This is a genomic window from Streptomyces sp. NPDC059477, from assembly GCF_042749375.1.
Lineage (GTDB): Bacteria > Actinomycetota > Actinomycetes > Streptomycetales > Streptomycetaceae > Streptomyces.
The window spans coordinates 30,938-56,300 of the sequence record NZ_JBHYUG010000055.1 but is presented as its reverse complement, the minus strand read 5'-3'; the positions used below and the strand labels follow the sequence as shown (position 1 = coordinate 56,300).

Here is a 25,363-nt window from a genome sequence, read left to right as displayed (position 1 = left end):
ACGGCCGGCGGGTCAGCTCCCGTCCGGGTCTCAGCTCTCGTCGTCCAGCCAGCCCATCGTCCGCTCGACGGCCTTGAGCCAGTTCTTGTACTCCCGCTCGCGGGTCTCCGCGTCCATGCGCGGGGTCCACTCGGCGGCCCGGCGCCAGTTGGCGCGCAGTTCGTCGGTGCCGTTCCAGAAGCCGATCGCGAGACCGGCGGCGTAGGCGGCGCCGAGGCAGGTGGTCTCGGCGACCATCGGACGCACCACGGGCGCGTCCAGCACATCCGCGAGGGTCTGCATCAGCAGATTGTTGGAGGTCATCCCGCCGTCCACCTTGAGGGTGGTCAGCTCCACGCCGGAGTCCTTCGTCATGGCGTCCGCGATCTCGCGGGTCTGCCAGGCGGTGGCCTCCAGCACGGCACGGGCCAGGTGCGCCTTGGTGACGTACCGGGTCAGACCGGCGATGACCCCGCGCGCGTCCGAACGCCAGTACGGCGCGAAGAGACCGGAGAAGGCGGGTACGAAGTACGCGCCGCCGTTGTCCTCGACGGTCAGCGCGAGGGTCTCGATCTCGGCGGCCGTCGAGATCAGGCCCATCTGGTCGCGCATCCACTGCACCAGCGAGCCGGTGACCGCGATCGAGCCCTCCAGGGCGTAGACCGTGTCCTGGTCGCCTATCTTGTAGCCGACGGTCGTCAGCAGCCCGCTGTACGAGTTGATGATCTTCCCGCCGGTGTTCATCACCATGAACGTGCCGGTGCCGTACGTCGACTTGGTCTCGCCCTCGGAGAAACAGGTCTGGCCGAACAGCGCCGCCTGCTGGTCGCCGAGCGCCGAGGCCACCGGGATGCCGCCGAGCAGCTCGCCGAGCCGGCCGCCCTTGATCTCGCCGTACACCTCCGAGGAGGAGTGGATCTCCGGGAGTATCGCCAGCGGGACGCCGATGGAGTCGGCGATCTTCGGGTCCCACTGCATGGTGTGCAGGTTCATCAGCAGGGTGCGGGAGGCGTTGGTGACGTCCGTGACGTGGTGGCCGCCGTCGACGCCGCCGGTCAGATTCCAGATGACCCAGGTGTCCATGGTGCCGAACAGGATGTCGCCGGCCTCGGCGCGCTCCTTGAGTCCCTCGACGTTGTCCAGCAGCCAGCGGGCCTTCGGACCGGCGAAGTAGGAGGCCAGCGGCAGGCCGGTCTGGCGGCGGAACCGGTCCTGGCCGACATTGCGGCCCAGCTCCTTGCACAGGGCGTCGGTGCGGGTGTCCTGCCAGACGATGGCGTGGTGGACCGGCTCCCCGGTGTGCCGGTCCCACAGCACGGTGGTCTCACGCTGGTTGGTGATGCCGATGGCCTTGATGTCGTCGCGGGTGATGCCGCCCTTCTCGATGGCTCCGGCGACGACCTCCTGGACGTTGGTCCAGATCTCGTTGGCGTCGTGCTCGACCCAGCCCGGCTTCGGGAAGATCTGCTCGTGCTCCTTCTGGTCGACGGAGACGATCCGTCCGTCGCGGTCGAAGACGATGCAGCGGGAGGAGGTGGTGCCCTGGTCGATGGCGGCGATGAACGGTCCGGCGGTGTGGGCGTCGCTCACGGTGTGCTCCTGGGGGTTCCGTGGTCCGTGGTCCGGGGACTTCGGGGGCGTGCGCTCGGGGGGACGGCTGCTGCCCGGTCCCACCCGGTCGGCGTCCCGGCTCAAGTCTCGGCTCAATGGGGGAATGCGGCGTTGAAGAGCCCGGCCGCCGCGGCGCCGCCGATCAGCGGGCCGACCACCGGGATCCAGGCGTAGCTCCAGTCGGAGCCGCCCTTGTTCGGCAGCGGGAGCAGGGCGTGCACGATCCGCGGGCCGAGGTCACGGGCCGGGTTGATGGCGTAGCCGGTCGGGCCACCGAGGGAGAGACCGATGGAGACCACGACGAAGGCGGTGACCAGACCGCCGAGCACGCTCAGACCGTTGCCGTTGTTGTTCAGACCCTGCGTGAGGATGGCGATGATCAGGACGAACGTGCCGATGATCTCGGTGGCCAGGTTCATCCATACCTTCCGCACCTCGGGACCGGTGGAGAAGATGCCGAGCACCGGGCCCGCACCCCGCTCCCGGGCCTCCACGGACTTCGCGCCGCGTGGGGTCGGGTCGCCGACGATCTCGCGGTCGGTGAGATGGGCGTGGAACTGGCCGTAGTACGCCACCCAGACGAGGGCCGCGCCGATCATGGCGCCGAGCAGCTGACCGCCCCAGTAGATGGGCAGGTCGCTCCACTTGCCGTCCTCGATCGTCAGCGCGAGGGTCACCGCGGGGTTGAGGTGGGCGCCGGAGAGCGGCGCCGAGACATAGACGGCCACCATGACGGCGAAGCCCCACCCGAAGGTGATGGCCAGCCAGCCGGCGTTACGGGCCTTCGAGGCCTTGAGCGAGACGGCGGCGACCACGCCGGCGCCGAGCAGGATGAGCAGGGCGGTACCAATGATCTCGCCGATGAAGATGTCGGAGCTGGACACCCGCGACTCCTTTGTCCTTCGTCCAGGGGAAGCAGAACCCCTTCATCCCTTTCAGGGGTCCGCCGGCCCGCACCGTCCGCCCACCGTGACGCGTATTGCCGTCTGGTGTTCGACAATGCCGACCGATGGACGCGAGTCTTGCTCTGGCGCTACGCATGCGTCAAGGGGTTCCGCTGTCGGAAGTCCGATCGATACTGATCGGTATCTGTTGTCAACCGTGGCTACGATCTATCCCTTTTTGGGCGATCTGTTCGTTTCAGGGTAGGGCGAAGCCCGGAAGTCGACCTGTCGGCTTGTGGGCCGGGGGGCTCGGCGCCCGCCGGGAGACCTCTCAGAAACGCCCCGCGCCCAGGTCCCTGGAGACCGCGCGGGCGCAGTCCCGCACCGCCGCGATCAGCTCCGGCCGCAGCTCCCCGTCGCGCGCCACCCGCTCCACCGCGCCCGTGATGCCCACCGCGCCGACCGGCATCCGCCGCCGGTCGTGGATCGGCGCGGCGATCGAGGCCACGCCCTCCCAGGTCTCCTCGACGTCCGCCGCGTAACCCCGCGCCCGCGTCAGATCCAGGACCTGCTCGAAGCCCTCGGCGTCGTACACCGTCCGGTCGGTGAACGGCTTGCGCTCGCTCTCCAGCGCCTCGCTGTGCGCCACCGGGTCGTACGCCGCCAGCACCTTGCCCAGGGCCGTGGAGTGCAGCGGCTGCATCGCGCCGATCTCCAGCACCTGCCGGCTGTCGTCGGGCCGGAAGACGTGGTGCACGATCAGCACCCCGTGCTGGTGCAGCACCCCCAGATGGACACTCTCGCCGCTGGAACGCGCCAGGTCGTCCGTCCAGACGAGGGCCCGCGCGCGCAACTCGTGCACATCCAGGTACGTGGTGCCCAGGCGCAGCAGCTCCGCGCCCAGCTGGTACCGCCCCGACGCCTCGTCCTGCTCCACGAAGCCCTCCAGCTGGAGGGTGCGCAGGATGCCGTGCGCGGTGCCCTTGGCGAGGCCGAGCGAGGAGGCGATGTCCGACAGACCGAGCCGCCGCTCGCCGCCCGCGAGCAGCCGCAGCATCGCGGCGGCCCGTTCGAGCGACTGGATGTTCCGTGCCATCGCCGTCCTGCCTCCGTCCGTCCTCGTCGACACCGCGCCGGGGCCTGACGGCCACCGTTCGGCATTGTCGAACACTACTCGTGGGCGCCGACGTCCCGCCAACGGTCGGACGGCGTGTGTCGCGCTGGTGCGCGTTGTGTGGATGGTGCGGGTCGTGCGAGCTGTACGAGTACGGGTCGTCCCGATGTGTGTCGTCCCGATGTCTGTCGTCCCGGGGCGTGTCCTTCCGGGGCGTGTCGTGCCGGAGCGTCAGGGATGGTGATCCCCTCGGGTTCCTGGGGGATTGTCCCTGGTCCCGCGGACCCCGTGGCGCCGGGGCCCGAAGTTGCCGCCCCACAGGGCTGCGCAGGGCGGAATCCACCCCCGCACCCGTCCGTCCCCTGGACGTCCTCACTGTTTTCGCGCTCTCCCGGCTACCCTGGCGGCGTGCGTCCTCGATTCGGGGAGCGCCCGGGAACCGCCCGGGTGTGAACCGGGGGAGCGTCCGGCACTGGCCGGGTACCGTCCGCAGGAGCGTCCGGCCGAGGCCGGGTGCCACCTCCGGGAGGACCCGCGGTGGTGCCGGGGAGGGCTCCGGGAAGCGCCCGGTACCGTCCGAGCGCATCCTGACCAGGACGCAAAGCCGACAGCCGTCGCATCGAGGGAGCCCTTTCATGGCCTCTGTGCCGCCGACCCCTTCCGCCGACCCCCGGACCCGCGCGTCCGCGCTCCGTGAGGCGCTGGCCACCCGTGTGGTGGTCGCCGACGGCGCCATGGGCACCATGCTCCAGGCGCAGGACCCGACCCTGGAGGACTTCCAGCAGCTCGAAGGCTGCAACGAGGTCCTCAACGTCACCCGCCCGGACATCGTGCGCTCCGTGCACGCCGAGTACTTCGCCGCCGGGGTGGACTGCGTCGAGACCAACACGTTCGGCGCCAACCTCAGCGCCCTCGGCGAGTACGACATCCCCGAGCGCGTGTTCGAACTGTCCGAGGCCGGGGCCCGTATCGCCCGCGAGACCGCCGACGACTTCGGCGCCCAGGACGGCCGGCCGCGCTGGGTGCTGGGCTCCATGGGCCCCGGCACCAAGCTGCCGACGCTCGGCCACACCACGTTCGAGCTGATCCGCGACGCCTACCAGGCGAACGCCGAGGGCCTGCTCGCCGGCGGCGCCGACGCGCTGCTCGTGGAGACCACCCAGGACCTGCTCCAGACCAAGGCGTCCGTGATCGCCGCCCGGCGTGCGATGAGGGCCGCCGGCTACGACGTACCCCTCGTCGTCTCGGTCACCGTCGAGACCACCGGCACCATGCTGCTCGGCTCGGAGATCGGCGCCGCGCTCACCGCGCTGGAGCCGCTCGGCATCGACATGATCGGCCTGAACTGCGCCACCGGCCCCGCCGAGATGAGCGAGCACCTGCGCTTCCTCGCCCGGCACTCCCGCATCCCGCTGTCCTGCATGCCGAACGCCGGTCTGCCGGTCCTCACCTCGGACGGCGCCCACTACCCGCTGTCCGCGCCGGAGCTGGCCGACGCCCAGGAGAACTTCGTACGCGACTACGGGCTGTCCCTGGTCGGCGGCTGCTGCGGGACGACCCCGGAGCATCTGCGGCAGGTCGTCGAGCGGGTCCGCGAGCAGACCCCCACCGAGCGCCACCCCCGGCCCGAGCCGGGCGCCGCCTCCCTCTACCAGTCGGTGCCGTTCCGGCAGGACACCTCGTACCTGGCGATCGGCGAGCGCACCAACGCCAACGGGTCGAAGAAGTTCCGCGAGGCCATGCTGGAGGCGCGCTGGGACGACTGTGTGGAGATGGCCCGCGAGCAGATCCGCGAGGGCGCCCACCTGCTCGACCTGTGCGTCGACTACGTCGGCCGGGACGGCGTCGCCGACATGGAGGAACTGGCCGGCCGCTTCGCCACCGCCTCCACCCTGCCGATCGTGCTGGACTCCACCGAGGTCGACGTGATCCGGGCCGGACTCCAGAAGCTCGGCGGACGCGCCGTCATCAACTCCGTCAACTACGAGGACGGCGACGGCCCCGAGTCCCGCTTCGCCAAGGTCACCGCGCTCGCCCAGGAGCACGGCGCCGCGCTGATCGCGCTGACCATCGACGAGGTGGGCCAGGCCCGTACCCCGGAGAAGAAAGTCGAGATCGCCGAACGGCTGATCGACGACCTCACCGGCAACTGGGGCATCCACGAGTCCGACATCCTCATCGACACCCTGACCTTCACCATCTGCACCGGCCAGGAGGAGTCCCGCGGCGACGGCGTCGCCACCATCGAGGCCATCCGCGAACTCAAGCGCCGCCACCCGGACGTCCAGACCACCCTCGGCCTGTCCAACATCTCCTTCGGCCTCAACCCGGCCGCCCGTATCCTGCTGAACTCCGTCTTCCTGGACGAGTGCGTCAAGGCCGGACTGGACTCGGCGATCGTGCACGCCTCCAAGATCCTGCCCATCGCGCGCTTCGACGACGAGCAGGTCACCACCGCCCTGGATCTGATCTACGACCGGCGTGCCGAGGGATACGACCCGCTCCAGAAGCTGATGGCCCTCTTCGAGGGCGCCACCGCCAAGTCCCTCAAGGCGGGCAGGGCCGAGGAACTCGCCGCGCTGCCGCTGGACGAGCGCCTCAAGCGGCGGATCATCGACGGTGAACGCAACGGCCTCGAAGCCGACCTCGACGAGGCGCTCCAGAACACCTCCGCGCTCGACATCGTCAACAAGATCCTGCTCGACGGCATGAAGGTGGTCGGCGAGCTGTTCGGCTCCGGCCAGATGCAACTGCCGTTCGTGCTCCAGTCCGCCGAGGTGATGAAGACCGCGGTGGCCCATCTGGAACCGCACATGGAGAAGACCGACGAGGCCGGCAAGGGCACCATCGTGCTCGCCACCGTGCGCGGCGACGTCCACGACATCGGCAAGAACCTCGTGGACATCATCCTCTCCAACAACGGCTACAACGTGGTCAATCTGGGCATCAAGCAGCCCGTCTCCGCGATCCTCGACGCCGCCGCCGAGCACAAGGCCGACGTCATCGGCATGTCCGGGCTGCTGGTGAAATCCACGGTGATCATGAAGGAGAACCTGGAGGAGCTGAACGCCCGCGGCATGGCCGCCGACTTCCCCGTCATCCTGGGCGGCGCCGCCCTCACCCGCGCCTACGTCGAACAGGACCTGCACGAGATCTACCAGGGCGAGGTCCGCTACGCCCGCGACGCGTTCGAGGGCCTGCGCCTGATGGACGCCCTCATCGGCGTCAAGCGCGGGGTTCCCGGGGCGAAGCTGCCGGAGCTGAAGCAGCGCCGGGTGCGGGCGGCGGCGGCCACGGTGGCCGAGGAGCGACCCGAGGAAGGCCATGTCCGCTCCGACGTCGCCATCGACAACCCCGTACCGGAGCCGCCGTTCTGGGGCACCCGCGTCATCAAGGGCATCCAGCTCAAGGAGTACGCCTCCTGGCTGGACGAGGGCGCCCTGTTCAAGGGCCAGTGGGGACTCAAGCAGGCCCGCACCGGCGAGGGACCGACCTACGAGGACCTCGTGGAGACCGAGGGACGGCCCCGGCTGCGCGGGCTGCTCGACCGGCTCCAGACGGAGAACCTGCTGGAAGCGGCCGTCGTCTACGGCTACTTCCCCTGTGTCTCCAAGGATGACGACCTGATCATCCTGGACGAGTCCGGCAACGAACGCACCCGCTTCACCTTCCCCCGCCAGCGCCGTGGCCGCCGCCTCTGCCTCGCCGACTTCTTCCGCCCCGAGGAGTCCGGCGAGAAGGATGTCGTCGGCCTCCAGGTGGTCACCGTCGGCTCCCGGATCGGCGAGGAGACCGCCCGGCTGTTCGAGGCCGACGCCTACCGCGACTACCTCGAACTGCACGGCCTGTCCGTCCAGCTCGCCGAGGCCCTCGCCGAGTACTGGCACGCGCGCGTGCGCTCCGAACTGGGCTTCGCCGGGGAGGACCCGGCCGATGTCGAGGACATGTTCGCCCTCAAGTACCGGGGCGCCCGCTTCTCCCTGGGCTACGGCGCCTGCCCCGACCTGGAGGACCGGGCGAAGATCGCCGAGCTGCTGGAGCCCGGGCGGATCGGCGTACAGCTCTCGGAGGAGTTCCAGCTCCACCCCGAGCAGTCCACCGACGCGATCGTCATCCACCACCCGGAGGCGAAGTACTTCAACGCCCGCTGAGCCCTCCAGGGGTCTCCAGGGTTTCGGTGACTCAGGGTGACGCAGCGGTCGGGGTGCGTCGGGGTGCCGCCAGGTGACTCAATGTGACGAACGGGGCTCCCGGTGCCCGTTCGAACTCATCCGGCACTCTGATCGAACCCGACGTACACTGGTCGGTCCACGCCAGGCCGGTTCCCCGCGCGGGAACCGGCCTGGTCGTCCCCCAAGGAGGTACGCCGGATGACGACCACCGTCCCCGCGCTTCACACCCGTACGGCCGAAGGCTCCGGTCTTCAGGCCGTGCTCCTCGACATGGACGGCACCCTGGTGGACACCGAAGGCTTCTGGTGGGAGGTCGAGGTCGAGATCTTCGCCGCACTCGGCCACACGCTCGACGACTCCTGGCGCCATGTCGTGGTCGGCGGCCCGATGACCCGCAGCGCCGGGTTCCTCATCGAGGCCACCGGCGCCGACATCGCCCTGGCCGACCTCACCGGTCTGCTCAACCAGGGCTTCGAGGACCGCATCGACCACGCCCTGCCGCTGATGCCCGGCGCCACCCGGCTGCTCGCCGAACTGGCCGCCCAGCGCATCCCCACGGCCCTGGTCTCCGCCTCGCACCGGCGCATCATCGACCGGGTCCTCACCTCGCTCGGCCCACACCACTTCACGCTCACCGTCGCGGGCGACGAGGTGGCCCGCACCAAGCCGCACCCCGACCCGTATCTCCTGGCCGCCTCCGGACTCGGCGTGGACCCGGCCCGGTGCGCGGTCGTCGAGGACACCGTGACCGGCGTCGCCGCCGCCGAGGCGGCCGGCTGCCATGTCGTCGCCGTGCCCTCCGTCGCACCCATCGCACCGGCCGCCCGGCGCACCGTCGTGAACTCCCTGGAAGAGGTGAACCTCGCGTTCCTGCACAGCCTGATGGCCGCCTGACGACACCCGTCTGATGGCCGCCTGACGACACCCGTGCCCGTCAGACGTCCGGGCCGGTTCTGGGCCAGTTCCGGGCGCGTGCATTCCTCCCGCCCCGACAACCGAATCCCGATGCCTGAACCTCTCGTTGACGATGTGACGTTCACCACGTCACGCGGGGTCGACAGGGCAACAGGCGTGTGCTTTCCGCCCCGATTTCGCCCTCGTTACATCGCTGTTGACGCACCGTTGTGTCCTGATTGGTGAAAAGCTGCACGAATCCTTCCACTGTCGGGTTTTCGGTGCGTCCACACCCGGTTTCGCAGCGTGATGAAGAACCAACTCCGGGCTCCACGAACCCCGCTGCGGGCGCCGACTAACCTCGTCGCGAGACCCCGCTCCCACCCCCGGCATCCACCGCGCCACCCCTGCGTGTGCGATGCACGGACCCGAAGCCCTGGAGAAACCCGAGCATGAACCGCAAGATTCTGGTGCTGCCGGCCGTGGCCGGTCTGCTCGTCCCGGCGCTCGCCGCCTGCGGGGGATCCGACGGCGCCGGCGGCGGGGGCGACGCGATCGTCACGGGCACCACCGACCGGTTCATCGCCACCAAGGACGCCCCCGCGCCCGTGGACCCCGCCTACGCCTACGACGTCGGCAGCTGGAACGTCCTGCGCCAGACCGTGCAGACCCTCATGGTCCAGCCGCGCGGCGAGGGCGAACCCGTCCCCGAGGCCGCCGAGAGCTGCACCTTCACCGACAGCGGCAACGAACGCTTCGTCTGCAAGCTGCGCAAGGACCTGAAGTTCTCCAACGGCGACGCCATCACCGCCGAGGACGTCAAGTACTCCATCGACCGCGCCCTCACCCTCCAGGCCGACAGCGGTGTCTTCGCCCTGCTGTCCACCATCGACACCATCGAGACCTCCGGCGACCGCGAGGTGATCTTCCACCTCAAGACCGCCGACGCCACCTTCCCGTACAAGCTGTCCACCCCCGTCGCCGGCATCGTCAACCCCGACGACTACGCCAAGGACAAGCTCCGCGACGGCTTCGACATCTCCGGCTCCGGCCCCTACACCATCGAGCCCACGATCGAGGACGGCGAGATGGTCTCCGCCGTGTTCACCAGGAACCCGAACTACAAGGGCTCCCTCACGGTGAACAACGAGAAGGCCGAGATCCGCTCCTTCGCCGACGCCGACGCCATGGGCGCCGCCCTGGAGAAGGGCGACATCGACGTCATGACCCGCTCCATGACGCCCGAGCAGATCGACAAACTCTCCAACAGCACCGACGGCTCCATCGAACTCGTCGAGGTCCAGGGCCTGGAGATCCGCTACCTCGCCTTCGACACCGACGCCCCCAGCGTCCGCGACAAGGCCGTCCGCCAGGCCATGGCCCAGCTCATCAACCGCGGCTCCCTCGTCTCCGAGGTCTACGGCACCCAGGCCGAGCCCCTCTACTCGCTCGTCCCCGCCGCCGTCACCGGCCACTCCAACTCGTTCCTCAACAAGTACGGCGACCCCGACACCGCCGCGGCCAAGGCCCTGCTCACCGACGCCGACGTCACCACCCCGGTCAAGCTCACCCTGAACTACACCACCGACCACTACGGCGCCGCCACCAAGCGGGAGTTCGAGGTGCTCCAGAAGCAGCTCAACGACAGCGGCCTGTTCGACGTCAGCATCAAGGGCACCGCCTGGGACACCTTCATCCCCGCCGAACGCAACGGCGAGTACGAGGTGTACGGCATGGGCTGGTTCCCCGACTTCCCCGACGCCGACAACTTCCTCGCACCCTTCCTCGACAAGGACAACTTCCTCAAGTCGCCCTACACCAACACCCGCATCCGCGACACCCTCATCCCCGACTCCCGCCGCGAGCCCGACCGGATCTCCGCCACCGACGCACTCACCGAGATCCAGGACATCGTCGCCGAGGACGTACCGGTCATCCCGCTGTGGCAGGGCAAGCAGTACGTCGCCGCCCGCGACGACATCACCGGCACCGCCTACGCCGTCAACGCCTCCTCCACCCTTCAGCTGTGGGAGCTGAACCGCGGCGTGGGCGCCTGACGCCCACCCAGATCCCCGACCGGGCCCGCACCACCGCAACGCCTCCAGGTCCGACCCGAACGACGACAAGGCAATCCCCGTGAACAAGCGCAACCAGTGGCCCGTGCTGCCGCTCGTGGCAGGGCTGGCCGGCGGCCTGCTGGCCGGATGCGGCACCCAGAGCGGCGGATCCGGCGGCGACGGCGGCAACGTCGTCATCGGCATGTCCGACGACGTCCTCGCCACCGACCCGGCCTCCGGCTACGACCCCGGCTCATGGCTGCTCTTCAACAACGTCTTCCAGTCCCTGCTCAGCTTCCCCAAGGGCAGCACCGAGCCCCAGCCGGAAGCCGCGGAGAGCTGCGCCTTCACGGACACCGCCAGCACCCTCTACAAGTGCACCCTCAAGGACGGCCTGAAGTTCAGCAGCGGTGACGCCCTCACCTCGAAGGACGTCAAGTACTCCTTCGACCGCCTGCTGAAGATCGACGACCCCGACGGCCCCGCCGTGATGTTCCCGACGCTCGACCGCGTCGAGACCCCCGACGAGAAGACCGTCGTCTTCCACCTGAAGACCTCCGACGCCACCTTCCCCAGCAAGATCGCCTCCGGCGCCGGCTCCATCGTCGACCACCGCTCCTACGACGCCGACGCCCTGCGCGAGGACGGCGAGGCCGTCGGCTCCGGCCCCTACCAGCTGGAGTCCTTCTCCGAGGACCAGGCCGTGTTCTCCGTCAACGAGTACTACGAAGGCACCGCCGAGGTCGCCAACGAAGGCGTCACCCTCAAGTTCTACAAGGGCGACCAGGGCGCCCTGAAGACCGCACTCGCCGACAACGCCGTCGACATCGCCTACCGCGGACTGAGCGCCGGCGACATCGCCGACATCGAACGCTCCTCCGACGGCACCGGCACCGAGGTCGTCGAGGGCAGCAGCGCCGAGGTCCAGCACCTCGTCTTCAACATGGACGACCCGGTCACCGGACAGCTCGGCGTCCGCAGGGCCATCGCCTACCTCCTCGACCGCGAGGCCCTCGTCCAAAAGGTCTACGAAGGCACCGCCACCCCGCTGTACTCGATCATCCCGGCGGGCATCAGCGGCCACAACACCGCCTTCTTCGACACCTACGGCGCCAGCCCCTCCAAGACCAAGGCCCAGGACGCCCTCACCGAGGACGGCATCACCGACACGGTGGAACTCACCCTGTGGTCCACGCCGTCGCGCTACGGCCCCGCCACCGACCAGGAACTCAAGGCGATAGCCGACCAGCTCAACGCCAGCGGCCTGTTCGACGCCGAAGTCAAGTCCGTCGACTTCGACCAGTACGAGAAGGACATCGCCGACGGCAAGTACGGCGTCTACGTCAAGGGCTGGGTGCCCGACTACCCCGACCCCGACAACTTCACCGCCCCGTTCTTCGGCGAGGGCAATGTGCTCGGCAACAACTACACCAACAGCACCATCACCGACACCCTCATCCCGCGCACCGCCGCCCAGAGCGACCGCGCCGCCACCGACAAGGACTACGACCAGCTCCAGGACCTGGTCGCCGAGGAAGTCCCCATGATCCCGGTCTGGCAGGCCAAGCAGTACGCCGTCGTCGGCGACGGCGTGTACGGCCTGGAGTACTGCCTGGACGCCTCCACGGTGTTCCGCTTCTGGGAGATCAGCAAGGGCTGAGCCCCTCCCCGCCCCCGCACGGCACAGGGCGCCCCTCCACTGCCACGGAAGGGGCGCCCTGATGCTGTCCGTCACACGGGCTACTGCGCGCCCGGCCGCACCAACCCGCTCTCGTACGCGTACACCGCGGCCTGCACCCGGTCACGCAGCCCCAGCTTGGTCAGCACATGCCCCACATGCGTCTTGACCGTGGTCTCACTGACGAACAGATCGGCCGCGATCTCCGCGTTGGACAGCCCGCGCGCCACCAGCTTCAGCACCTCCACCTCGCGGTCGGTCAGCGTGTGCAGCGTGTCTGGCACCGGCTCGTCACCCGACGGCAGATGCGTGGCGTACTTGTCCAGCAGCCGGCGCGTGATGCTCGGCGCCAGCATCGCCTCACCGGCCGCCACCACCCGGATCGCCTGCACCAGCTCATGCGCGGGCGCGTCCTTCAGCAGAAAACCGCTCGCCCCCGCCCGCAGCGCCTCCACCACATACTCATCGAGATCGAACGTCGTCAGCACCAGCACCTTCGCCGGACCGTCCCGCTCCGGACCGGTGATCTGGCGCGTCGCCTCCACACCGTCCATCCGGGGCATACGGATGTCCATCAGCACCACATCGGGCTGGAGGGCACGCACCTGATCGAGGGCCTGGAGACCGTCCCCGGCCTCGCCGACGACCGCGATGTCCTGCTCGGCCTCCAGAATCATCCGGAAACCCGTGCGCAGCAGCGGCTGGTCATCGACCAGTAGGACACGGATGGCCACGTCACTCTCCTTCGCTAGTCCGATCCCATTCTGCCCTGCTCACCCGGCCCGCCCCCGTCCCCCCTCACCGGCACCACCCCGCCCACGGCCGAGCCCACCCCGGCAGCCACACCGGACGGGCCACCCTCACCGGCGGGAACCGGCGTCGGCCGGGGTGGTGATCGGCGCAGTCCCGGCGTCCCCGCCGGCGGGAATCGGCTCCGGCTGGGCGCCGCCCGGGGCGGTGATCGGTACGGTCCCGGCGCCCCCACCGACGGAAACCGGCACCGGCAGAGACCCAGCCGGAGCCGCATCCGGCACGGCCCCGGCGTCCCCACCGGCGGAAATCGGCTCCGGCCGCGCGCCGACCGGAACCGCACCCGCCACGGCCCCCGCACCCTTCACCGGCAGCGGATACGGCGGGGGAGTCCCCCCGAACTCCGGGCACACCGCCTGGTGATCGCACCAGCCGCACAGCTTGGTCGGCCGGGGCCGCCAGTCACCCGTCTCCGTCGCCAGCCGGATCGCCTCCCACAGCGCCAGCAGCTTGCGCTCCACCCGCTCCAGATCGGCGAGCACCGGATCGTAGGTCAGGACATCCCCGCTGCCCAGATACACCAGCTGGAGCCGCCGCGGCACGATCTTCTTCAGCCGCCACACCACCAGCGCGTAGAAGTTCATCTGGAACAGCGCGCCCTCCGCGTACTCCGGCCGTGGTGCCTTGCCCGTCTTGTAGTCGACGATCCGCACCTCACCCGTCGGCGCCACGTCCACCCGGTCGATGATCCCGCGCAGCCGCAGCCCCGACTCCAGCTCGGTCTCCACGAACAGCTCGCGCTCCGCCGGCTCCAGCCGCGTCGGATCCTCCAGCGAGAACCACCGCTCCACCAGCCGCTCCGCCTCACCCAGCCACCGCGACAGCCGCTCGCCCTGCGGATCCTGCGCGAACAGCTCGGCCAGCTCCGGCCGGCTCTCCCGCAACCGGTCCCACTGCCCGGGGACCAGCGACTTCGCCCGCGGCGCCGTACGCTCCCCGGCCGGCGCGTCGAACAGCCGCTCAAGCACCGCGTGCACCAGCGTCCCCCGCGTCGCCGCCTCCGACGGCTTCTCCGGCAGCCGGTCGATCACCCGGAACCGGTACAGCAACGGGCACTGCATGAAGTCACTGGCCCGCGACGGCGACAACGACCCCGGCGCCGTCCCGACCGGTCCCGCCGCCCGCACCGCACCGTCCGTCACCTCGCCCACGCCGGGCGCCACCGCCTCGACCGCACCACTCCCGGGCCCCGGGGCCCCGACCCCGCCGCTGCTCTCCATGCCACAGACCCTACGGCCCGCCACTGACAGTGACCCACCCCGCTCGTCACGGGAGGGGCAGGAGGGGAAACTGAAGGGGTGCCGGGGCGTCCTTCGCCCTGACGGACGCATACCATCGACCCCATACCCTTCCGCCCGGCAGGAGCGGAAGACGCGTCGAACGAGGGGACAGCGTGGACGAGAGCGGCGGGAGCCGGCAGCCGCGGTCGCAGAACGACGAGTCGACCGAGCGCCCCACGGCGCCGACGGATCCCTCTGCCGACCGCCCGCGCCCCCACCCGACCCCCAGCCCGGACCCGGACCGCGACAAGCGCCCGGACAACGGGACCGGCCGGTCCGACAACGCCGAGTCCACCCCCGAGCCGGAAGCCCCCGAGCCGGAAGCCCCCGAGCCGGAAGCCCCTAAGTCGGGCGCCCCCGAAACGGAAGCCCCCGAAACGGACATCGCCGAAACCCACGCCGAGCCGGACGTTCCCGCTCCCGACGCCCCCGATCCGGACGCCGCCGCCACCACCCCGACGGCCACACCCACGGACGCCACCGGCAGCACGGACAACGGCACGGACCGCACCGACCAGCGGGCCGAACCCGCACCCCCCGCCGCCACCCCCACAGACACCCCCGCACCGGCAAGGCTCTCCAAGACACCCGAGCCCCCCAAACCACCCGAGAGCCACGGCCCCCCGCTCGCCCACACCCCGTCCACCCCGCCGCCCAAACCCACCCCCCACCCCCACGACGGCCACGACACCCACCCCGACCGCCCCCTCGCCCACTCCGGCATGGCCAGGACACAGCCCCCGAAGCGCCCCAAGGACCCCGGCGGCGGCCTCCTCATGGGGCGCCCCTTCGGAGTACCCGTCTACGTCGCCCCCAGCTGGTTCCTGGTCGCCGCGCTCATCACCTGGGTCTTCGGCGGACAGCTCGACCGCGTACTGCCCGAGCTGGGCGCCGCCCGCTACCTCGTCGCCCTCTTCTTCGCCGTCGCCTTCTACGCCTCCGTACTCGTCCACGAACTGGCCCACACGGTCGCCGCGATCCGCTACAAACTCCCGGTACGCCGCATCCAGCTCCAGTTCTTCGGCGGCGTCTCCGAGATCGAGAAAGAGGCCGAGACCCCCGGCCGGGAATTCGTCCTCGCCTTCGTCGGCCCCCTGCTCTCGCTCGTCCTCGGCGGCGTCTTCTACCTCGCCATGCAACTCGTCGAACCCGGCACCGTCCCCGGCGTGCTCCTCGCCGGCCTGATGATCTCCAACCTCATCGTGGCCGCCTTCAACCTCCTGCCCGGCCTCCCCCTCGACGGCGGCCGAATGCTCCGCGCCGTCGTCTGGAAGATCACCGGCCGCCCGATGAGCGGCACCGTCGCCGCCGCCTGGGTCGGCCGCGCGCTCGCCGTCGCCGTCCTCATCGGCCTGCCACTGCTCACCCAGTCCGGCCTCCTCGGCAGCAGCGCCGCCGACAACGTCGGCATGGACACCGTCATGGACGCCCTGCTCGCCGCGATCCTCGCCGCCATCATCTGGACCGGCGCCGGCAACAGCCTGCGCGTCGCCCGGCTGCGTGAACACCTGCCCGAGCTGCGCGCCCGCGCCCTGACCCGCCGCGCCGTCCCGGTCCAGAGCGACACCCCGCTCTCCGAGGCCCTGCGCCGCGCCAACGCCTCCGGCGCCCGCGCACTGGTCGTCGTCGACGGCGACGGCCACCCCGTCTCCCTGGTCCGCGAGGCCGCCATCGTCGGCGTACCCGAACACCGCCGCCCCTGGGTCCCGGTCAGCGGCCTCGCCCAGGACCTCACCGACGGCATGCGCGTCTCCGCCGAACTCGCCGGTGAGGACCTCCTCGAAGTGCTCCGCGCCACCCCCGCGACCGAATACCTCGTCGTCGAGGACACCGGCGAGATCTACGGCGTGCTCTCCGCCGCCGACGTGGAACGGGCCTTCGTCAAAGCCATGGCCCGCCCCTCCTGACAGCCCCGACCCATTCGCACGCCTGTGCGGTGGCCGTGGTCGGCGGCCCCGCCCGGTGCCGGTAGGCTGTTCACATGTCCGAACCGACCGGTGCCGCCCGCAGGCGCGGGCCCTTCAAGGTCGGGGACCAGGTACAGCTGACCGACCCCAAGGGCCGCCACTACACGTTCACGCTCGAAGCCGGGAAGAACTTCCACACCCACAAGGGCTCCTTCCCGCACGACGAACTGATCGGCGCACCCGAGGGCAGCGTTGTCCGCACCACCGGAAACGTCGCCTACCTCGCGCTGCGCCCCCTGCTCCCCGACTATGTCCTGTCCATGCCCCGCGGGGCAGCCGTCGTCTACCCGAAGGACGCGGGGCAGATCCTCGCCTTCGCCGACATCTTCACCGGCGCCCGCGTCGTGGAGGCCGGCGTCGGCTCCGGCTCACTCAGCAGCTTCCTGCTCCGCGCCATCGGCGACCAGGGCATGCTCCACTCCTACGAGCGCCGCGCCGACTTCGCCGACATCGCCCGGCAGAACGTCGAACGCTACTTCGGCGGCCGCCACCCCGCCTGGCAGCTCACCGTCGGCGACCTCCAGGACAACCTCTCCGACACCGACGTCGACCGCGTCATCCTCGACATGCTCGCCCCCTGGGAATGCCTCGACGCCGTCTCCAAGGCACTCGTCCCCGGCGGCATCCTCTGCTGCTACGTCGCCACCACCACCCAGCTCGCCCGGACCGTCGAGTCCATCCGCGAGATCGGCTCCTTCAACGAGCCCACCGCCTGGGAGTCGATGATCCGCAACTGGCACATCGAGGGCCTCGCCGTCCGCCCGGACCACCGGATGATCGGCCACACCGGCTTCCTCCTCACCGCCCGCCGCCTCGCCGACGGCGTCGAACCCCCCATGCGCCGCCGCCGCCCCGCCAAGGGCGCCTACGGCGACGACTACACCGGCCCCAACGCCGACGGAGGCATGGGCGACCGCTGACCCGCCCGGGGCCGGAAAACCGACCGAGCCGCGACCACCGCGCCTCCACCGGCCCGCCCCGGCACCCGCCCACACCCTCTCCAACGCCCTCGCGGGCCGCCCCCCGCGCGCCCCCCCCCCCCGCCCCCCCCCCCCCCGGGGGGGGGGGGGGGGCCCCCGCCCCCCGCCCCCCCCCCCCCCCCCCCCCCCCCCCCCCCGCGCGCGCGCTGCCCCCCCCCCCCTGGGCCTCCCGCGCGCGCCCCCCGCTTTCGTTCACCCAGCGGCACCGGGCCGCCCACCGGAACCACCGCCCCCCGCTCGCCCCCAACCGCCCCCCATCAGACCGCAGCCGACCATCCGTCAGCTCTCCACACCCACCGCGAACCAGCTCCGCACCGACCCTCCATCAGCTCCGCACCACCCACCGCCCACCCCGCCGTTCCCCCACACCGTGCCGTGTGGCACCATGCTGGCCACCCCCACCGGCACAGCCCTCACAGGAGACACTCCTAGTGCAGCATTCCGCCGTCCCGGAACTGGCCCAGGCACACGCACACACCCGCCCCATCCACTGGCTCGCCACCGCGACCGCCCTCGCCGGTGTCGTCGCCCTCTCCTCCGTGGCGCAGCCCGACGCGGCCACCGCCGCCCAGCCCGGCGACCGCGCGCCCAGCGCCGCCCCGGCCGCCGCGCCCCCGTCCACCGAGGGCGTCGCCTTCCCGATCGACTGCGGCCCCGTCGACGCCATCGTGGTCCGCGAAGCCACCGGCGACCTCGACGGCGACGACCGCCCCGAGACGGTCGCCGTCGTCCACTGCGACGCGGCGATGAGCACACCCCCCGACGGGGTCTACGTCCTCACCCAGAGCACGGACGCCACCACGCCCCGTCTGGTCGCCACCCTCGTCGACCCCAAGGACCGCACCACCGTCCAGGAACTCGCCCTGCGCGACGGAGCGGTCCAGGCCACCCTCCTCGGCTACTCGTCCTCCGACGTACCCACCTGCTGCCCGGACATCACCGAACATCCGACCTGGCAGTGGAAAGACGGATCGTTCCTCCGCCAGGAGTCCGCCGGCGCCCGCAGCGTCTGAGCCCCCACCGGACAAGCGGCGGCCCCCACCGGGCGCGCACCCCCGCCGGACCCGGCCCGCACCCGCCGCGTGACCTGGTCGGAGCAACCGCACCCAACCATCACTATCAGTAACCGATCGCCACCGTGGGTGCCAGCCCCTCCATCGGCCCCCCCCCGCCCCCTGACCGCCACCAAGGTCATCCGGCCCGTACGAAACCCCCACGAACCCCAAGCCCCCACCCGCCGCGTGAACACTCTCCGTGACCACTCGCCGGGCAGGCTCCCGCGCGCGCCACCACCCCCCTCCCACCGTGCTCCACCACCCGCGCGGACCACCCCGACAGGCCCCCGAAACCGCCCCGACGCAGGCAGTCCGGCCCTCCCCGCGGGCAACTCCAGCCAGCCACGGAGGAATTTGACACCTCCTCCCTCGGAACAGGCCGCTTCTGAATAGCGTTAGGTGGGTATCCAGACGGCGTGAGGGAGAGCGCAGGGTGACCGACGACACACCTTGACAGTCTTTGTGATCTAGGGGTTTCAATCGACACCCACCCAGGTAGGGTCTGGAAGCGTCCAGCTCCCCTTGGAGGAGGTGAGGACCGTGGCAGCCCACGACGACGACATGAACCGCGGCATCCGCCCAGGACGCGGGTCCGACGACCCGGCAGGGCAGATTGCCTACCTTGAGCAGGAGATCGCCGTCCTGCGGCGCAAGCTCGCCGACTCTCCGCGACACACGAGGATTCTCGAAGAGCGGATCGTCGAGCTACAGACGAACCTGGCCGGCGTGTCCGCCCAGAACGAGCGACTGGCCAACACCCTCCGAGAGGCCCGCGACCAGATCGTGGCCCTCAAGGAGGAGGTCGACCGGCTCGCACAGCCGCCGGCCGGCTTCGGTGTCTTCCTGCAGTCCAACGAGGACGGCACCGCCGACATCTTCACCGGAGGACGCAAACTCCGCGTGAACGTCAGCCCCAGCGTCGAACTCGACGACATGCGGCGCGGCCAGGAAGTCATGCTCAACGAAGCGCTCAACGTGGTCGAGGCCATGGCGTACGAGCGCGTCGGGGACATCGTCACCCTCAAGGAAATCCTTGAGGACGGCGAGCGCGCCCTGGTCACCGGGCACACCGACGAGGAACGGGTGGTACGGCTCGCCGAGCCCCTGCTGGACGTCACCATCCGCCCCGGCGACGCCCTCCTGCTCGAACCCCGCTCCGGCTACGTCTACGAGGTCGTCCCCAAGAGCGAGGTCGAAGAACTCGTCCTCGAAGAGGTCCCCGACATCGGCTACGAGGCCATCGGCGGCCTCGGCAACCAGATCGAGGCCATCCGCGACGCCGTCGAGCTCCCCTACCTCTACCCCGACCTGTTCAGGGAGCACGAACTGCGTCCGCCCAAGGGAGTCCTCCTCTACGGACCCCCCGGATGCGGCAAGACGCTCATCGCCAAGGCCGTCGCCAACTCGCTGGCCAAGAAGGTCGCCGAGGTCACCGGCCAGGCCGCCGGCAAGAGCTTCTTCCTCAACATCAAGGGCCCCGAGCTGCTCAACAAGTACGTCGGCGAGACCGAGCGGCAGATCCGCCTGATCTTCCAGCGCGCCCGCGAGAAGGCCAGCGAGGGCACCCCCGTCATCGTCTTCTTCGACGAGATGGAATCCCTCTTCCGCACCCGCGGCTCCGGCGTCAGCTCCGACGTCGAGAACACCATCGTCCCCCAGCTCCTCGCCGAGATCGACGGCGTCGAGGGCCTCCAGAACGTGGTCGTGATCGGCGCCTCCAACCGCGAGGACATGATCGACCCCGCCATTCTGCGGCCCGGCCGACTCGATGTGAAAATCAAGATCGAGCGACCCGACGCCGAAGCGGCCCAGGACATCTTCGGCAAATACCTCACGGAGCGCCTCCCCCTGCACGGCGACGACCTCGCCGAGCACGGCGACTCCAGGAGCGGCACCGTCGAAAGCATGATCCAGACGGCCGTGGAACACATGTACGCAGAATCCGAGGAAAATCGCTTCCTGGAAGTCACCTACGCCAACGGCGACAAGGAAGTCCTCTACTTCAAGGACTTCAATTCCGGCGCCATGATCGAAAACATCGTGGGCCGCGCCAAGAAAATGGCGATCAAGGACTTCCTGGAGCACAACCAGAAGGGCCTCCGCGTCTCCCACCTCCTCCAGGCATGCGTGGACGAGTTCAAGGAGAACGAGGACCTCCCCAACACCACCAACCCGGACGACTGGGCCCGCATCTCCGGAAAGAAGGGCGAACGGATCGTCTACATCCGTACCCTCATCACCGGAAAGCAGGGCGCCGACACCGGCCGCTCCATCGACACGGTGGCCAACACCGGACAGTACCTGTAAAGGCAGGGCGGCTGCGGGTCCCCTCACCGGGTACCCGCAGCCAACTGTTTTTCCGGCCACGAACAGGCCACGGCTGGAGCAAGGCAATGACGCAAATGATCTCCCCACCAGCGCAAAGCCGTTCTAGGCTCTTCCGTACCGCCGGGTCGCGCAGTGCGGGGACGGGCACCGCACACGCACCGGAGCACCAGCGGTACTTGAGCGGCCCCCACGACCGAGGGTGCCGCCGGGCAAGGAGGGCCGCATGACCGTACGGCGAGTAATGGGCATCGAGACGGAATACGGGATCTCCGTCCCCGGCCACCCCAATGCCAATGCCATGCTCACCTCGTCCCAGATCGTGAACGCCTACGCGGCGGCGATGCACCGGGCCCGCCGGGCCCGCTGGGACTTCGAGGAGGAGAACCCGCTCCGCGACGCCCGGGGCTTCGACCTCGCCCGCGAATCCGCCGACGCCAGCCAGCTCACCGACGAGGACATCGGCCTCGCCAACGTCATCCTCACCAACGGAGCCCGGCTCTACGTCGACCACGCCCACCCCGAATACAGCTCCCCCGAGGTCACCAACCCCCGCGACGCCGTCCTGTGGGACAAGGCCGGCGAACGCATCATGGCCGAGGCCGCCGAGCGCGCCGCCCAGCTCCCCGGCGCCCAGCCCATCCACCTCTACAAGAACAACACCGACAACAAAGGCGCCTCCTACGGCACGCACGAGAACTACCTGATGAAGCGGGAAACCCCCTTCTCGGACATCGTGCGCCACCTCACCCCCTTCTTCGTCTCCCGCCAGGTCTTCACCGGCGCCGGCCGCGTCGGCATCGGCCAGGACGGCCATGACCACGGCTTCCAGCTCAGCCAGCGCGCCGACTACTTCGAAGTCGAGGTCGGCCTGGAGACCACCCTCAAACGGCCCATCATCAACACCCGCGACGAGCCCCACGCCGACGCCGAGAAATACCGCCGGCTCCACGTGATCATCGGCGACGCGAACCTCTCCGAGATCTCCACCTACCTCAAGCTCGGCACGACCGCCCTGGTCCTGTCCATGATCGAGGACGGCTTCATCGCCGTGGACCTCGCCGTCGACCAGCCCGTCCGCACCCTCCACCAGGTCTCCCACGACCCCACCCTCAAGCGCCTCGTCACCCTCCGCAGCGGCCGGACCCTGACCGCCGTACAACTCCAGATGGAGTACTACGAGCTGTCCCGCAAATACGTCGAGGAACGCCACGGCGCCGACGTCGACGACCAGACCAAGGACGTCCTGGCCCGCTGGGAAGACACGCTCAACCGCCTGGAGAACGACCCCATGAGCCTCTCGGGCGAACTGGACTGGGTCGCCAAGCGCGAGCTGATGGAGGGCTACCGCCGCCGCGACGGCCTCGAATGGGACGCCGCCCGGCTCCAGCTCGTCGACCTCCAGTACGCCGACGTGCGCCCCGAGAAGGGCCTCTACAACCGTTTGGCGGCCCGCGGCCGGATGAAACGGCTGCTGGACGAGGCCGAGGTCGAGCGGGCCGTGAGCAAGCCCCCGGAGGACACCCGCGCCTATTTCCGCGGGCGCTGCCTGGAGCAGTACGCCGACGACGTCGCCGCCGCCTCCTGGGACTCCGTGATCTTCGATCTGCCGGGCCGGGACTCCCTCCAGCGGGTCCCAACCCTCGAACCGCTTCGCGGAACGCGTAATCACGTCAAGGAACTACTCGACCGCTGCCGGACCGCAGAAGACCTGGTCAGGGTGCTTTCCGGCGGCTGACAGCGACCCCGGGCGGGCCGTTCCCACTGGGTGGGAAGTCCCGCGCCCGGGAATCATCGAGGTGGTCCCCGTACGTTGGAACAACTGCGGGGCCATTGTCAGACCTGGCGAGTAGGGTCTGATCATGACCGATCGGCAGCAATGCCGAATTTGTCGGGCGAACCGAGCGGGGTGAGGGTGATGGCGACCAAGGACACCGGCGGCGGACAGCAGAAGGCGACGCGCTCCACGGAAGAGGTCGAGGAGCAGGCAGCGGAGACCCAGGCTGCCGAGGACCTCAAGGAGCGACACGAAAAGCTGAGCGATGACGTGGACTCCGTCCTCGACGAAATCGATGACGTACTCGAAGAAAACGCCGAGGATTTCGTGCGCTCCTTCGTGCAAAAAGGTGGGGAGTAGGGGCGAATTGGCCATTTCGCCTTCGAATTGAAAATGGCGGGGGAGGCGGGAATGGCCGAGGAACCGGGCGCGAAGTGGTGCAGGAAGTGCAGGCGGGACTTGCCTCCTGCGGCGTTCGCACGAGATCGGAACAGGCGTGATGGTCTCCAGGCGCATTGCCGGGAGTGTGTGGCGGAGTACAGCGCCGCGCACTACCGGCGGCGCCGGGAGGCCATGGGGAAGGCCGTCCGCGAGAGGGTGGAGGTGCCCGAAGGGCACAAGCTCTGTCGTCGGTGCGGTGAGGTCAAGCCCTGGAGCGAGTGGCACCGCAACGCGACTGCTTCGGACGGACTCTCCACGCGCTGCAAGACGTGCCGAGCAGGCGAAGGCCGCGCCGGGCACCTCAAGCGTCAGTACGGTCTCACCGAGGCCGAGCGGGACGAGATGGTCGCCTCTCAGATGGGGCTGTGTGTGATCTGTCTGAAGGCTCCGGCCGTTCATGTGGATCACTGCCACCAGACGGGTAGGGTCCGTGGCGTACTGTGCTTCAACTGCAATTCGGCCATCGGCAAGTTGGGAGACGATCCCGACGCTGTACGTCGGGCTGCCGTCTATCTGGAAGGAACCTCGTGGAAGCCAACACTCGTAGCACCGGGCGTCTACCGGCTGCCTTCCTGACGCCTGGGTCGGCCTCGTTCGTGGACTTTCTCTCGGACCACCAGCCCGAGATGCTGCCGGGGAACCGCAGGCTGCCCCCGGTGCAGGGCGCGATCGAGGCGCCGCACGGCACGACGATCGTGGCCGTGACGTTCCCGGGTGGTGTCGTGCTGGCCGGTGACCGCCGGGCGACCATGGGGAATGTGATCGCGCAGCGGGACATCGAGAAGGTGTTCCCGGCCGATGAGTACTCGGCGGTGGGGATCGCCGGTACGGCGGGTCTGGCCGTGGAGATGGTCAAGCTCTTCCAGTTGGAGCTGGAGCATTTCGAGAAGGTCGAGGGCGCGCAGCTGTCGCTGGAGGGCAAGGCGAACCGGCTGTCGACGATGATCCGCTCGAATCTGGGCATGGCGATGCAGGGGCTGGCGGTGGTGCCGTTGTTCGCCGGGTATGACGTGGATCGGGGCAAGGGCCGGATCTTCTCGTACGACGTCACCGGTGGCCGTTCGGAGGAGCAGGGTTATGCCTCCACCGGTTCGGGTTCGATCTTCGCGCGGGGCGCGATGAAGAAGCTGTTCCGTGACGATCTGAACGAGGAACAGGCGATCACCCTCGTGGTGCAGGCGCTGTACGACGCGGCGGACGACGATTCGGCGACGGGTGGTCCCGATGTGGCCCGCCGGATCTATCCGATCGTCACCGTGATCACCGATGACGGTTTCCGCCGGCTGGGCGAGGTGGAGTCGGCGGGGATCGCCCGTTCGGTGCTGGAGCGGCGGCTGGAGCAGCCTGACGGTCCGCGGGCCGCGTTGCTGTAGCCGGGGCGTGTGTCGTGTGCCTCTTGTGTCCGGGTGATCGAGTGACTTCCACAGAAAGGGACGGATAACCGGTGTCGACGCCGTTCTATGTCTCACCTCAGCAGGCCATGGCCGACCGGGCGGAGTACGCCCGTAAGGGCATTGCCCGGGGCCGCAGCCTCGTCGTGTTGCAGTTCGCCGACGGCATCGTGTTCGTCGGTGAGAACCCGTCCCGTGCGCTGCACAAGTTCAGCGAGATCTATGACCGGATCGGGTTCGCCGCGGCCGGTAAGTACAACGAGTACGAGAATCTGCGGATCGGTGGTGTGCGGTACGCGGATCTGCGGGGGTACACGTACGACCGGGACGATGTCACGGCCCGTGGTCTGGCGAACGTGTACGCGCAGACGCTGGGGACGATCTTCTCCAGTGCGGCGGAGAAGCCGTACGAGGTGGAGCTGGTGGTCGCCGAGGTGGGGGTGACTCCGGAGGGTGACCAGATTTATCGGCTGCCGCATGATGGTTCGATCGTGGATGAGCACGGTTCGGTCGCGGTGGGCGGGAATGCCGAGCTGATCAGTAATTACCTCGATCAGCGGCATGAGGACGGGATGTCTTTGGCCGCGGCGTTGAAGCTGGCGGTCCAGGCGCTGTCGCGTGAGTCCAATGGGAGTCAGCGGGAGATTCCGGCGGAGCGGCTGGAGGTCGCGGTGCTGGACCGGACGCGTCCGCAGAAGCGGAAGTTCCGGCGGATCGTCGGGAGCCAGCTGGTGCGTCTGCTGGAGGGCGGCGAGGCGCCAGCGGTGGAGGACGGGGACGCGGACGGCGAGTCGTCCGGTTCGGGTTCCGATTCCGGTTCAAGTTCCGGTTCTGGTTCTGGTTCCGGGGAGTCCGCCGGGTCCGGCGACGAGTAGCCATCACGCTCACTCCGCCCACCTTGCTCGCCCTGCCTTTGCTTGTCTGTGCCCCGGCCGTCCGGTCGGGGCA

17 protein-coding genes and 1 pseudogene are annotated in these 25,363 nt (G+C 69.6%); 13 read left to right on the top strand and 5 right to left on the bottom strand.

Annotated features, from left to right (window positions below; translation table 11 throughout):
* Positions 1 to 30 precede the first annotated feature (30 nt).
* The 3 genes from glpK to ACFXAZ_RS25370 form a co-directional block, all read right to left on the bottom strand.
* The gene (gene glpK, locus ACFXAZ_RS25380; RefSeq protein WP_384595559.1) at positions 31 to 1,569 is read right to left on the bottom strand and encodes a glycerol kinase GlpK; all 1,539 of its coding nucleotides are present in this window, start codon (positions 1,567 to 1,569) and stop codon (positions 31 to 33) included.
* A 113-nt stretch (positions 1,570 to 1,682) separates the two neighbouring features.
* The gene (locus ACFXAZ_RS25375) at positions 1,683 to 2,474 is read right to left on the bottom strand and encodes an MIP/aquaporin family protein (RefSeq protein ID WP_384595556.1); all 792 of its coding nucleotides are present in this window, start codon (positions 2,472 to 2,474) and stop codon (positions 1,683 to 1,685) included.
* Between the two features lie 331 nt (positions 2,475 to 2,805).
* A complete protein-coding gene (locus ACFXAZ_RS25370) occupies positions 2,806 to 3,570 on the bottom strand; it encodes an IclR family transcriptional regulator (RefSeq protein WP_384595553.1) in 765 nt (254 codons plus the stop codon).
* A 653-nt stretch (positions 3,571 to 4,223) separates the two neighbouring features.
* Between ACFXAZ_RS25370 and metH the strand changes: the two genes are divergently transcribed.
* The 4 genes from metH (at position 4,224) to ACFXAZ_RS25350 (ending at position 12,371) form a co-directional block, all read left to right on the top strand.
* Positions 4,224 to 7,739: a methionine synthase gene (gene metH / locus ACFXAZ_RS25365; RefSeq protein WP_384595550.1), complete on the top strand. Its 3,516-nt coding sequence runs from the start codon at positions 4,224 to 4,226 to the stop codon at positions 7,737 to 7,739.
* 219 nt (positions 7,740 to 7,958) lie between these two features.
* Positions 7,959 to 8,654: an HAD family hydrolase gene (locus ACFXAZ_RS25360; RefSeq protein ID WP_384595547.1), complete on the top strand. Its 696-nt coding sequence runs from the start codon at positions 7,959 to 7,961 to the stop codon at positions 8,652 to 8,654.
* A gap of 452 nt (positions 8,655 to 9,106) precedes the next feature.
* Positions 9,107 to 10,711, top strand: a complete 1,605-nt coding sequence (locus ACFXAZ_RS25355; protein WP_384595545.1) for an ABC transporter substrate-binding protein — start codon at positions 9,107 to 9,109, stop codon at positions 10,709 to 10,711.
* A gap of 79 nt (positions 10,712 to 10,790) precedes the next feature.
* A complete protein-coding gene (locus ACFXAZ_RS25350; protein WP_384595542.1) occupies positions 10,791 to 12,371 on the top strand; it encodes an ABC transporter substrate-binding protein in 1,581 nt (526 codons plus the stop codon).
* Between the two features lie 80 nt (positions 12,372 to 12,451).
* Here ACFXAZ_RS25350 and ACFXAZ_RS25345 read toward each other — a convergent pair whose 3' ends face one another.
* Positions 12,452 to 13,123, bottom strand: coding sequence for a response regulator (locus tag ACFXAZ_RS25345; RefSeq protein WP_384595539.1), 672 nt, complete (start codon positions 13,121 to 13,123; stop codon positions 12,452 to 12,454).
* Between the two features lie 360 nt (positions 13,124 to 13,483).
* Positions 13,484 to 14,419: pseudogene (locus ACFXAZ_RS25340) on the bottom strand (RecB family exonuclease); the annotation flags it as partial.
* A 173-nt stretch (positions 14,420 to 14,592) separates the two neighbouring features.
* Between ACFXAZ_RS25340 and ACFXAZ_RS25335 the strand changes: the two are divergent.
* From ACFXAZ_RS25335 to prcA, 9 genes are all read left to right on the top strand, one after another.
* Positions 14,593 to 16,386, top strand: coding sequence for a site-2 protease family protein (locus ACFXAZ_RS25335; protein WP_384595536.1), 1,794 nt, complete (start codon positions 14,593 to 14,595; stop codon positions 16,384 to 16,386).
* A gap of 74 nt (positions 16,387 to 16,460) precedes the next feature.
* The gene (locus tag ACFXAZ_RS25330; protein ID WP_384595533.1) at positions 16,461 to 17,366 is read left to right on the top strand and encodes a tRNA (adenine-N1)-methyltransferase; all 906 of its coding nucleotides are present in this window, start codon (positions 16,461 to 16,463) and stop codon (positions 17,364 to 17,366) included.
* Positions 17,367 to 17,857: 491 nt separating this feature from the next.
* Complete coding sequence (locus ACFXAZ_RS25325; protein WP_384595530.1) at positions 17,858 to 18,439, top strand: hypothetical protein; 582 nt, start codon at positions 17,858 to 17,860, stop codon at positions 18,437 to 18,439.
* A gap of 582 nt (positions 18,440 to 19,021) precedes the next feature.
* Positions 19,022 to 20,788 carry a proteasome ATPase gene (gene arc, locus ACFXAZ_RS25320; RefSeq protein WP_382687905.1) on the top strand — a complete coding sequence of 589 codons (1,767 nt, stop codon included), beginning with the start codon at positions 19,022 to 19,024 and terminating at the stop codon, positions 20,786 to 20,788.
* A 244-nt stretch (positions 20,789 to 21,032) separates the two neighbouring features.
* Complete coding sequence (gene dop, locus ACFXAZ_RS25315; RefSeq protein ID WP_384595527.1) at positions 21,033 to 22,544, top strand: depupylase/deamidase Dop; 1,512 nt, start codon at positions 21,033 to 21,035, stop codon at positions 22,542 to 22,544.
* 180 nt (positions 22,545 to 22,724) lie between these two features.
* The gene (locus ACFXAZ_RS25310) at positions 22,725 to 22,943 is read left to right on the top strand and encodes a ubiquitin-like protein Pup (protein ID WP_384595524.1); all 219 of its coding nucleotides are present in this window, start codon (positions 22,725 to 22,727) and stop codon (positions 22,941 to 22,943) included.
* Positions 22,944 to 22,994: 51 nt separating this feature from the next.
* The gene (locus ACFXAZ_RS25305) at positions 22,995 to 23,600 is read left to right on the top strand and encodes an endonuclease VII domain-containing protein (RefSeq protein ID WP_384595521.1); all 606 of its coding nucleotides are present in this window, start codon (positions 22,995 to 22,997) and stop codon (positions 23,598 to 23,600) included.
* Positions 23,552 to 24,397, top strand: a complete 846-nt coding sequence (gene prcB / locus ACFXAZ_RS25300; RefSeq protein WP_384595518.1) for a proteasome subunit beta — start codon at positions 23,552 to 23,554, stop codon at positions 24,395 to 24,397. Before ACFXAZ_RS25305 ends, prcB begins: the two co-directional genes overlap by 49 nt.
* 71 nt (positions 24,398 to 24,468) lie before the next feature.
* Positions 24,469 to 25,290 (top strand): proteasome subunit alpha, encoded by an 822-nt coding sequence (gene prcA / locus ACFXAZ_RS25295; protein ID WP_384595515.1) that lies wholly within the window; start codon positions 24,469 to 24,471, stop codon positions 25,288 to 25,290.
* Positions 25,291 to 25,363 lie beyond the last annotated feature (73 nt).

Bases quoted from the DNA above. Each gene is read 5' to 3' on its own strand.
- metH (WP_384595550.1), top strand. From the start codon at position 4,224: ATGGCCTCTGTGCCGCCGACCCCTTCCGCCGACCCCCGGACCCGCGCG.
- dop (WP_384595527.1), top strand. From the start codon at position 21,033: ATGACCGTACGGCGAGTAATGGGCATCGAGACGGAATACGGGATCTCC.
- ACFXAZ_RS25360 (WP_384595547.1), top strand. From the start codon at position 7,959: ATGACGACCACCGTCCCCGCGCTTCACACCCGTACGGCCGAAGGCTCC.
- ACFXAZ_RS25355 (WP_384595545.1), top strand. From the start codon at position 9,107: ATGAACCGCAAGATTCTGGTGCTGCCGGCCGTGGCCGGTCTGCTCGTC.
- ACFXAZ_RS25330 (WP_384595533.1), top strand. From the start codon at position 16,461: ATGTCCGAACCGACCGGTGCCGCCCGCAGGCGCGGGCCCTTCAAGGTC.
- ACFXAZ_RS25310 (WP_384595524.1), top strand. From the start codon at position 22,725: ATGGCGACCAAGGACACCGGCGGCGGACAGCAGAAGGCGACGCGCTCC.
- ACFXAZ_RS25305 (WP_384595521.1), top strand. From the start codon at position 22,995: ATGGCCGAGGAACCGGGCGCGAAGTGGTGCAGGAAGTGCAGGCGGGAC.
- ACFXAZ_RS25370 (WP_384595553.1), bottom strand. From the start codon at position 3,570: ATGGCACGGAACATCCAGTCGCTCGAACGGGCCGCCGCGATGCTGCGG.